At 40.4% G+C, this 5,930-nt stretch carries 5 protein-coding genes and 1 pseudogene; 4 read left to right on the plus strand and 2 right to left on the minus strand.

Translation table 11 applies throughout. From position 1 onward, the window contains the following. Positions 1–138: 138 nt before the first annotated feature. A pseudogene (locus CK510_RS34105) lies at positions 139–312 on the minus strand (Pepco domain-containing protein); the annotation flags it as partial. 262 nt (positions 313–574) lie between these two features. Further along, entirely contained in the window at positions 575–1,171 is a 597-nt protein-coding gene (locus CK510_RS24970) for a Uma2 family endonuclease (protein ID WP_095724250.1), read from the minus strand. A 41-nt stretch (positions 1,172–1,212) separates the two neighbouring features. On the opposite strand from CK510_RS24970, the gene CK510_RS33005 reads away from it, so the two are divergent. The 4 genes from CK510_RS33005 (at position 1,213) to CK510_RS24985 (ending at position 5,731) form a co-directional block, all read left to right on the plus strand. Next, a complete protein-coding gene (locus CK510_RS33005; RefSeq protein WP_211293298.1) occupies positions 1,213–1,422 on the plus strand; it encodes a hypothetical protein in 210 nt (69 codons plus the stop codon). A gap of 142 nt (positions 1,423–1,564) precedes the next feature. Then, positions 1,565–1,795, plus strand: coding sequence for a NifU family protein (locus CK510_RS24975; RefSeq protein ID WP_095724251.1), 231 nt, complete (start codon positions 1,565–1,567; stop codon positions 1,793–1,795). 294 nt (positions 1,796–2,089) lie between these two features. Continuing rightward, a complete protein-coding gene (locus CK510_RS24980; protein ID WP_095724252.1) occupies positions 2,090–4,351 on the plus strand; it encodes a glycoside hydrolase family 57 protein in 2,262 nt (753 codons plus the stop codon). A 294-nt stretch (positions 4,352–4,645) separates the two neighbouring features. Next, entirely contained in the window at positions 4,646–5,731 is a 1,086-nt protein-coding gene (locus CK510_RS24985; protein ID WP_095724253.1) for a serine/threonine-protein kinase, read from the plus strand. The last annotated feature ends 199 nt before the right edge of the window (positions 5,732–5,930 follow it).

Below are 5,930 nucleotides of genomic sequence, written 5' to 3' on the forward strand. Positions count from 1 at the left end.
GCGTTCGCGTTTAATTTCCCTTTACTTTCTCATGATTTATTTATCTTTCTTGGAAGAATAAAAACTGGGATGTACCCCTAATTAAATAAACGGGCAAGATGCCCATTCCACAAGAATTGTATTTTTAAGTTGCTATTCCTAATTTTCGGGCTTTCTTTTAAATGTCAACTTGATTCCTCCTTTCCCTCCAGCTTTTATACCATTACCAAGTAATTTTACCTGCCCTTCACCATTAATTTCTACTGTTAATTCAATCTCATCCAGTTGCATTCCGGATTTTTTGCTTGATTTTTCCTGGGTTTGCTCTTCTGCACAGTCTCAGGGTGAAGGGAAAACCAATTATTTGTGTGTAGAGCGGGTAATGGGGGCTTCGCATTCCCCATTATGTGTGGAAGGAAGTTGCGCTGTAAGAAAATGAGAGAGCACGGTTTTATAGGCTTTTCAGCGCAACTTCCTTAGAAGACGCGATATATCAGGTCTCTTTTATATTTTTGTTTTTGATTAAATTTTTGATTAAATATAAATTAATATAATCAATATAATAAAGGGCAGGAAAACCCTGCCCCTACGGGAATTATTTATCGGTGAGGATTAATTCTGTATAGTTATTAACTGCATCAAACTGGTCAGACATGCGTGAATATTTTGCCAGTAATTCTAAATCTAAATCGGGTAGCAAATTACTTTGATTAATTTGTTGATATTCACCAGATTCTAAAACATAAACCGAGAGTAAACCATCTTCCCAAAACCAGACTTCGGCTACTCCTAAACGCTTGTAAATTTCCAGCTTGTTAATTCCACCACTACTTACAGTTATTTCTAAAACCAAATCAGGAATAGGTTTTTTTATCCCCAAGTTATAAGATTCATCCGGTTCGCTTCTCGTGTTATTCTCCTTTTTTCCTAGTGTTGCACTTCCTCGAATATAAAAGCGAATTTTTTTGGCTCGCATATAGGTTTCGAGTAATGTACTGAGAGTACTTTTTGAGTCTTCGTGGTCATCGGAAAGTGGAGACATAATTTCGAGAATACCGTCTAAGTAACTTAATCTTGCGTCTGTTCCTGCTAAACTTATATCAAGTTGTTCTAACTGCTCCCAACTAACGTTGTCTAGCAAAACATAAGACTCTTTGAGTATCGATGGTTTTTGGAGTACAGGGGAAGTCATCGGTTAGATTAAATTAAATTAAACTTGCCACTACATTTATATTGTGCATGATTTATTGCGATCGCATCACTACAATGCATCACCAATCCGTAAGACAGAGTATAAATTTAAGTATTTTAATTAAGTATCCCGAATATTCACATCCGGAATTTACCAATAACTATTTACCAGTTATCCAAGAAAGTCCAATGACTAACATTACAGAATTTAAGTACTCGAATATCCAACTGTGGGAACCAGCAAAAGTATAGTGGGATATTGGGGATTGGGAATTGGTAATTATCTCCCTTGCCTCTTCACCCCTTCTCCCTAATTCAGTCTAGGATTGTTATAGCAACGCTTGAAAACTTGTTTGTCTAATTAGACCATCATTAAATTACAAGGTGAAAAATTATGGAACTGACTCTCGAAAACGTGGAAACTGTATTGGATGAGATGCGTCCTTACTTGATGTCGGACGGTGGTAATGTGGAAGTTGTGGAACTTGATGGTCCTATTGTTAAGTTGCGTTTACAAGGTGCTTGTGGTAGCTGCCCAAGTTCTACAATGACTTTACGTATGGGTTTGGAACGTCGTCTGAAAGAGATGATTCCGGAAATTGCTGAAATTGAACAAGTCTTTTAAGGGTAATGCTCAAGGGGCAAGGGGAAGGGGCATTGTAGAAAGAAAAAAGTAAAAAGATAATCCCCGTAAATATACTTAGAGAGTAATGGACATCTCCGGAAAAAGACGTAGAGACGTAGCATTGCTACATCTCTACAAGGGTTGCGGGTAACACATGATTAATTTTCGGAGATGTCTAATGAACGGTGTTAGTTTCTTACCCCAGTTCAAATGCTCCTGGTTTGGAAACCCTTTTTATTTTTGCTTTCTTTTGCCTTTACCTATTCCCCTTGCCCTATTCTCAATTTATAATTTATGTCTCATCCTCTCTACGTCGCTTTTATTTGGCATCAACATCAACCTCTGTATAAGTCTCCTGGTATTAGTGGTGCTGGTTTTTCTGGTCATCAAAAGTACCGCTTGCCTTGGGTAAGATTACACGGAACTAAGGACTATTTGGATTTGGTACTACTGTTGGAGAAGTACCCGAAGTTACACCAAACGGTGAATTTGGTGCCTTCGCTAATTTTACAGATTGAAGATTATGTGGCTGGAAATGCTTTCGATCCTTACTTAGAAGCAAGTTTGACACCTACGGAAAGACTCGTTCGCGAAGCGTCCCCTATGGGGTCTCGCAATTTGTGTGAGTTTATTATTCAACATTTTTTTGATGCCAATCACCATACTCTCATCGATCCCCATCCCCGTTACGCAGAATTATACAACCAGCGTCAGGAACAGGGACAAAGTTGGTGTTTGGAAAATTGGCAACCCCAGGATTACAGCGATTTACTTGCTTGGCACAATTTGGCTTGGATCGATCCTTTGTTTTGGGATGATCCGGAAATTGCTACTTGGTTGCAGCAAGGTAGGGGTTTTACTTTAAGCGATCGCCAACGGATATACTCAAAACAACGGGAAATTCTCAGTCGCATTATTCCCCAACATCGGAAAATGCAGGCAAATGGGCAATTGGAGGTGACAACTACTCCCTATACTCACCCAATTTTACCTTTGCTTGCGGATACGAATTCTGGAAGGATAGCTGTGTCGAATATGACATTGCCTAATGCTAGATTTCAGTGGGCGGAAGATATTCCCCGACATTTACGTAAATCTTGGGATTTATACACAGATAGATTTGGCAGAGAACCGCGAGGACTATGGCCCTCCGAACAGTCTGTAAGTCCGGAAATACTGCCGTATATTATTAAGCAGGGATTTAAGTGGATTTGCTCAGATGAAGCCGTCTTGGGATGGACATTGAAGCATTTTTTCCACCGTGATGGAGCTGGAAACGTTCTCGAACCAGAATTACTTTATCGTCCTTATCGTCTCAGTACTCCAACAGGAGATGTTGCGATCGCATTTCGCGATCACCGTTTATCAGATTTAATCGGTTTTACCTATGGTTCAATGCCACCTAAGCAAGCAGCAGCAGATTTAGTTGGACATTTAGAAGCCATACACAAAATGCAGAGGGAAAAGAACTCTGAACAACCTTGGTTGGTGACAATTGCCCTCGATGGAGAAAATTGTTGGGAATTTTACCAAGAAGATGGCAAACCCTTCCTGGAAGCGTTGTATCAAAGTCTCAGTAATGAACCACATATCCAACTAGTCACAGTCAGCGAATTTATTGACAAATATCCCCCTACAGCAACAATCCCTAGCGAACAATTACATAGCGGTTCCTGGGTTGATGGCAGCTTTACAACCTGGATTGGGGACCCCGTGAAAAACCGCGCTTGGGAGTACCTGACAGCCGCACGGCAAGTTCTGGCAAAACATCCCGAAGCCACTGAAGAAGTCAACCCCGCAGTTTGGGAAGCACTGTATGCTGCTGAAGGTTCCGATTGGTTTTGGTGGTTTGGAGAGGGACATTCCTCGAACCAAGATGCTATTTTTGACCAACTATTTCGCGAACATCTCTGTGGTATTTACCAGGCATTAAACGAACCAATACCCGGATATTTACGGCAACCGCTAGAGAGTCACGAAGCTAGGGGAGATTGTCATCCCCAAGGCTTTATTCATCCCGTTATCGATGGCAGAGGTGACGAGCAAGACTGGGATAAAGCTGGACGGATTGAAATTGGTGGTGCGAGGGGAACCATGCACAATAGCAGCATTATCCAGCGTTTGTGGTATGGTGTAGACCATTTGAATTTTTACTTACGGCTGGATTTTAAGACGGGAGTGCAACCAGGAAAGGAATTACCACCGGAATTGAATTTACTGTGGTTTTATCCCCAACAAACCATGCATAACAGTCCAATTCCCATAGCTGAAGTTCCTGATATTGCACCAGTAAATTATTTATATCGTCACCATTTACAAATTAACTTACTTTCGCAATCAGTACAGTTTCAGGAAGCTGGGGAACATGACCAATGGCATTCCCGTGCAAGTCGCGCTCAAGTTGGGTTAGGCACTTGTTTAGAATTATCCATACCTTGGGCAGATTTACAAATTTCCCCCGATTACTCCTTAGAATTACTGTTGCTGCTTTCGGATGAAGGATGTTATCAGAGCTTTTTACCAGAGAATAGTTTGATTGCGATCGCAGTTCCCTAAGTCAAAAATCAAATATCCCAACCATCGATTTATCAATCGTATCATTTGTCGGGGTGGCGTAATTCCGCCCCTGATATATTGGGTAATCTACTAATTTTCAATAGTCTCACTGTATAAATTACATCCTTTCAAGAGTGGGTTCCGGATGCTTAGAGAAAACCTTAGAGTTTTGCAAAGATACGGTAATGCCACTAGCGGGAAACATAATTTGTGGATAAATTAAAGACATTGCAAAGTAGCTATTCATCTCAGCTGTTAGCCTGATTTATTCACCCCCAACCCGCCGAATTCCTAATGACTCGTTTCCCTAACAAAGTATCAAATTTTCACGACGATATTTTACAAGAAACCCAACTGGGGCAGTTATGCGGTTCCAAGCTACTGTTTCGCGATCGCTATGAAATCCTCCGTATTTTAGGTCGAGGAGGGTTTGGTGTCACGTTCTTAGCCAAGAACATGAATCTACCAGGGAATCCCCTATGCGTGATTAAACAGCTTTGTCCAAAAGTGACAAAACCAAAAAGCTGGCAACGTGCTTGTGTGCGTTTTGAAAAAGAAGCCAAAACACTCGGCAAACTTGGAACCCATTCCCAAATTCCCATGTTATTGGATTATTTTGAAACCAATGGCGAATTTTACTTAGTTCAAGAATACGTGCGTGGTTCCACGATTGCGCGAGACATCCGTAAAAGTGGTCCTAAAAATGAAGAAGCAGTGAAGCAATTTTTACGTGAATTGCTGCCAGTACTGCAATATATCCACAAAAATGGCGTAATTCACCGTGATATTAAGCCACATAATTTACTTCGGTGTGATGATGATGGTAGGTTAGTTTTGATCGACTTTGGAGCAGTAAAAGAGGAACTCGCGAAAAGCAGCGATGAGCTATCAAAAAGTGTGACAACCAATTTTGTTGGTACAATGGGTTTTGCACCACCAGAGCAATTTTCACTACGTCCTGTTTATGGAAGCGATATTTATGCAGTTGGTGTCACAAGTCTATTCTTGCTGACTGGTAAAGCACCTTTAGAATTTGATTACGATGGGAATACAGGAGAAATCGATTGGCAAAAAGAAGTCCAAATTAGCGAACATTTTGCCAAAGTCTTAACCAAGATGGTGAAAATTTCCTTAGATGAAAGGTATAAAACCACTGAAGATGTCATGTGGGATTTGGGAATGGAATCGTATTTACCCACTCTTACCAACTGCATGACTTCCCAGCGACTTGGTGTAAATAGTAGCAGTAGCAGCGAAGAACTTCCCGAAGGTTATGTTTCTCCCGTAACCAAAACTGCGATCGCAATTCGCGAATGGAGAGAAAAATTAAAGCAAACCCAAGCACAAATGAAACGCAAACCCCCAAAATTTATAAGTTAATTAATTCTCCACTTCTGCAATTCTTTGTGTATCTGCGCGAGCTTTAGCCTAGATATCCCAGAAAAAGAGGAATTAATTATTAAAAAAAAATTAAGTATAATTTTATTCATCATTTTCGTCTATCTAAATACAGAATTTATTTGAATTATCCAATCTTATATCCCTGATTTCTCCTAGAGTCGGGGATATTGTTTTATCC

Origin of the sequence: Brunnivagina elsteri CCALA 953, assembly GCF_002289455.1 — a bacterium.
GTDB lineage: Bacteria > Cyanobacteriota > Cyanobacteriia > Cyanobacteriales > Nostocaceae > Brunnivagina > Brunnivagina elsteri.